General features: G+C 71.8%; 3 protein-coding genes. 1 reads left to right on the plus strand and 2 read right to left on the minus strand.

The features are described from left to right. Positions 1-39: 39 nt before the first annotated feature. The gene (locus tag VED21_RS30770; protein WP_324889346.1) at positions 40-408 is read left to right on the plus strand and encodes a hypothetical protein; all 369 of its coding nucleotides are present in this window, start codon (positions 40-42) and stop codon (positions 406-408) included. A 49-nt stretch (positions 409-457) separates the two neighbouring features. On the opposite strand, the gene terL is transcribed toward VED21_RS30770, so the two are convergent. Both terL and VED21_RS30780 read right to left on the minus strand, forming a co-directional pair. Next, on the minus strand, positions 458-1,975 hold the full coding sequence (gene terL, locus VED21_RS30775) for a phage terminase large subunit (protein ID WP_324889348.1): 1,518 nt from the start codon (positions 1,973-1,975) through the stop codon (positions 458-460). Continuing rightward, the coding region (locus VED21_RS30780; RefSeq protein WP_324889350.1) for a glycosyl hydrolase family 28-related protein at positions 1,972-3,708 on the minus strand (1,737 nt) is incomplete at its 5' end. The genes VED21_RS30780 and terL, both read right to left, overlap by 4 nt.

Here is a 3,708-nt window from a genome sequence, read left to right on the forward strand (position 1 = left end):
GCGCGGCAACGTCTTGAGACACGAAGACTGGGGGAAATAATGCTTCGTACGCTTGCTCTGTCGTCGCTGCTCGTCGTCGGCCTCGCGGGGGCGGCCCTGGCGCAGTCGGCCAACGTCACCGGCACCTACACCTACACGGGCACTGACACCGACGGCTCGGCCTACAAGGACTCGGGCACCGTCGTGGTGACGAACGAGAAGTCGGGCGCGCTGAGCGTGAAGTGGGACGGCGGCGACTACGTCGGCGTTGGCCAAGTGACCGGCAACGTCCTGGCGGTCGCGGCCGTGGCCGACGGCAAGAACCCCATCATGCTGATGACCGTGAACCCCGACGGCACCCTGTCGGGTCCGTGGTGGCGCCGCACCGATCCGGGCAACAAGGGCACCGAGGTCTGGAAGAAGAAGTAAGCGGCCGGCATTCCCGCCGCCGGGGGTATCCGCCCCCGGCGGCGGGCGCTCATACGTCCCACTCCGCCCCGGCTACCACCGCGCCCACCACCGCGCCTGGGCGCCAGTCCGTGGGCCGGGCGGGGGGCGGCGGGTGTTCGAAGCGGATGGGCTCGGCCAGCAGGCAGCCGGCCACGGCGTCCAGCGCGTCGTCGCGCACGCCGCTGCGGCCCTGCGGGCGCCATTCGCGCATCTCGCGGATGAAGGGCGTGTCCCACAGCGAGACGTGCGCGTGGAGGCGCCCCGCCGCGAGACGCGCGTCGAACCCCTCCAGGATCCGCTTGGCCTTCGGCTTGGTGGAGGTCACGCCGATCACCGACGCCGCCACCCCGGCGCGCCGCATCTCCGCGCGCAGCTGTTCGGGCAGGAAGCGGCCAAGCCCGTTCTGCTCCACATAGATGCCCGGCAGGTTCAGGTCGCGGACGAAGGCGGTGACGGCGCGGCACTGCTGCACCGCGCGCTGCGTCGGGTCGTTCCGGTCGATGCGCAGGTACAGCACGCGGTGCAGATGGTGGTTCCCGGCCGCGTCGGTGAACACGGCGGCCACCACGCTGTCGTCGCCCGGCGGCCGGCCGTCCTCGTCCGGCGCCGCGCAGGACGGGTCCCACCACGCGGTGGCCGACATCAGGCGCACGCCGTTCAGCGTCAGCATCGCCTGCCCCTGCCCCTCGTGGTAGACCAGCTCGTGCCGGTAGGGGCGCAGGTCGTCGGGGTCGAGGCGGCTGGCGCTCGCCGGCACCGGCTGGAGCAGCATCTGGCTGGCGAACTTGTTGGGGCCGGAGCGGCGGCGGATGCGCTCCACATGCTCCAGCGGGAAGCGCTCCGGCCAGGCGCTGCGGTCCTTGTCGACGACCGGAAGGACGAGGCGGCGGAAGCCGTCCAGGAACGGCCGGCTCTCGCCCGCGTCGGCGTGCGCGTCGTCGGCGTAGATGGTGTAGTGGCTGTGCGGCGTGCCGACGTAGAGCTGCACGCCCCCCGGCACCAGCAGGAAGTCGACCTCGCGCAGCACCTCGCGCAGGGTTTCGCGCTTCAGCGCCGTGTCGGCCGTGCGCGGCACCTCCACGTCGTCGCAGATCACCACGTCGGCGCGGTTGCCGGTGACGTTGCCGTCCACCCCGGCGGCCAGCATGGAGGGGTCGCGCAGCTCCAGCCGGCGCACCACGGTGAACTGGTCGGCCGCCCACTGGTCGCGCTCCTTCGGTTTCAGGCCCCGGGTCATGGGGTGGCGCTCGATGATGCGCTTGACGTTGCGCACCATCTTCTTGGCCAGCCGCAGGTCGGCGGCCAGCACCAGCAGGCGCCGGTTGGGGTCGCGGCACAGCAGCCACGCGGCGAACAGCCCGACCAGCGTCGACTTGCCGGCCCCGCGGAAGGCCATCAGCAGCAGGTGCCGCTGCCCGCGGTCGAGGAAGCAGTTCAGCCACGCGCCGATGCCGTGGTGATGGAACGGCGTCGTCTGCTGCTGCTGCCGGTTCCAGGCGTCCACGAAGTCGCGGAACGAGACGTCGGCGTTGTCCTCAGGCGTCACGGGTTGCGTCCCAGGATGAACCAGTTGGCGCCGTTCGACAGGACGGTGACGGCGTGTCCGTATGCGGCCAAAACGATCGCCTCGTTGTCCGGCCCGCCGCCGCCGGGCTTGGTGACGGTCACGGCAGAGCCCGAGGTGTCGGCCTTCTTGATGGTGACCGGGCGGCCCACCGCGTGCGCGGCGCCGGGGGCGGGCAGCCGCACCTCCACCGCACCCGCGAAGGCGCTGACCAGATAGAGCGACTGGTCGAGCGTCGGCTCGAACAGGCCGGGTTGGTCGCGGTAGGCGGCGTTGAGCGGGTGGGCGTTGCCGCCGACGATCCACCAGTTCGCCCCGTTGGACACCACGGTCACGTAGTCGAAGCGGTTGCCCAGGCTGACGCTGCGCCCGTCCGGCCCCGGCCCGCCGGATTCGGTGATCGTAATGGCGTTGGCCGAGGCGTCGGTCTTCTTGACGGTCAGCGTGTGGCCGTTGGCGGCCGAGGCCGCGGGCAAAAGCACCTCCACCGCACCGCCGTAGGCGCTGAGCAGCACCATGGAGCTGGACAGGTCCAGCGCCACCACGCCGCCGCCCGCGGGCTCGACGTATTCGGTGTCGTAGCGCAGCGCCTCCACCACCAGTTCGCTGACGCGGGTGGCGCCCAGGCGGTTCTTATCCGGGAAGCCCGCGTTGTAGGCCGCATACCGCCCGCCCGAACGGTCGAGGATCGCCGGGCCGGCGCTGGCCGACAGCAGGTTGACGATGCAGGTCTCCACCGATCCGGCCTCCAGCACCACGTTGGGCACGCCGCCCAGCGTCTCGCAGTAGAGGTTGAGGATGAGGGTCTTGTCGGTGTCGGCGCCGACGCGGAAGCAGGCGCCGGCCCCGGTGAACAGGTTGGCCTCGCAATCCACGAAGGCGTTGTTGAAGCGGCCGTGCTCGACGCGGAAGCCGTCGCCGGAGATGGCGGCCGAGAGCGAGTAGACGCGCACCATGTGGAAGCGGTTGGCATTCGGCGTGTCGCCCGCCCCGCTCTTCGTCAGCCAGACGCCGTGCACCGCCGGCTTGGCGACCAGCACGCGGGCGATCTGGTTCCAGTAGCACGGCCGGCCGGGGTCCACGTAGCCGTCGAGGACGAGGCCGTACGAGGATTCCCAGATCGTGAGGTCGGTCAGCGTGTTCTGCACGCACGGGCCGTCGCGGCCGAACAGGCGCACGCCGGCCCGCCCCTTCTCCAGCCGCAGGTCGCGCACGGTGGCGTAGCCGTCGGGCAGGTGCAGCAGGTCGAAGCCGAAGCCGCTGGCGCGCAGGATCGACGACTGCCCGGCGCCGGACAGCGTCTGGCCGTAGCCCACGGTGATGGTGTTGGACACGCGGTAGGTGCCGGGCGGCAGGTGCACGGCGGTGGCGGCGGTCAGCGCCGCCTGGACGGCCAGCGTGTCGTCGACGATGCCGTCTCCGGCGGCGCCGAAGTCCTTCACCGACACGGCGTCGGCCAGCTTGTCGCGGATCGGCCGGGCGACGGCGCCGGGGCCGGACGGCAGGTAGGTGGACAGCGCCTCCTCGTTCACCGGGAGGCGGACGGTGGGGTTGCCGGCACCGTCGAAGGCCAGCAGCGCGCCCGCGCGCGCTGCGCGGCCGGGCAGCACGGGGGAGGCCGGCAGGTCGGTGTCGGCGTAGCGCAGCATCAGCTCCTGGTCGCCGGCCACCTGCTGGAGGCCGGCGGTCAGCACGTCGAACTCCTTGTTGAGCGT

Origin of the sequence: Azospirillum sp. (assembly GCF_035627195.1) — a bacterium.
In the GTDB taxonomy this organism is placed as follows: Bacteria; Pseudomonadota; Alphaproteobacteria; order Azospirillales; family Azospirillaceae; genus Azospirillum.

Bases quoted from the DNA above. Each gene is read 5' to 3' on its own strand.
- VED21_RS30770 (WP_324889346.1), top strand. From the start codon at position 40: ATGCTTCGTACGCTTGCTCTGTCGTCGCTGCTCGTCGTCGGCCTCGCG.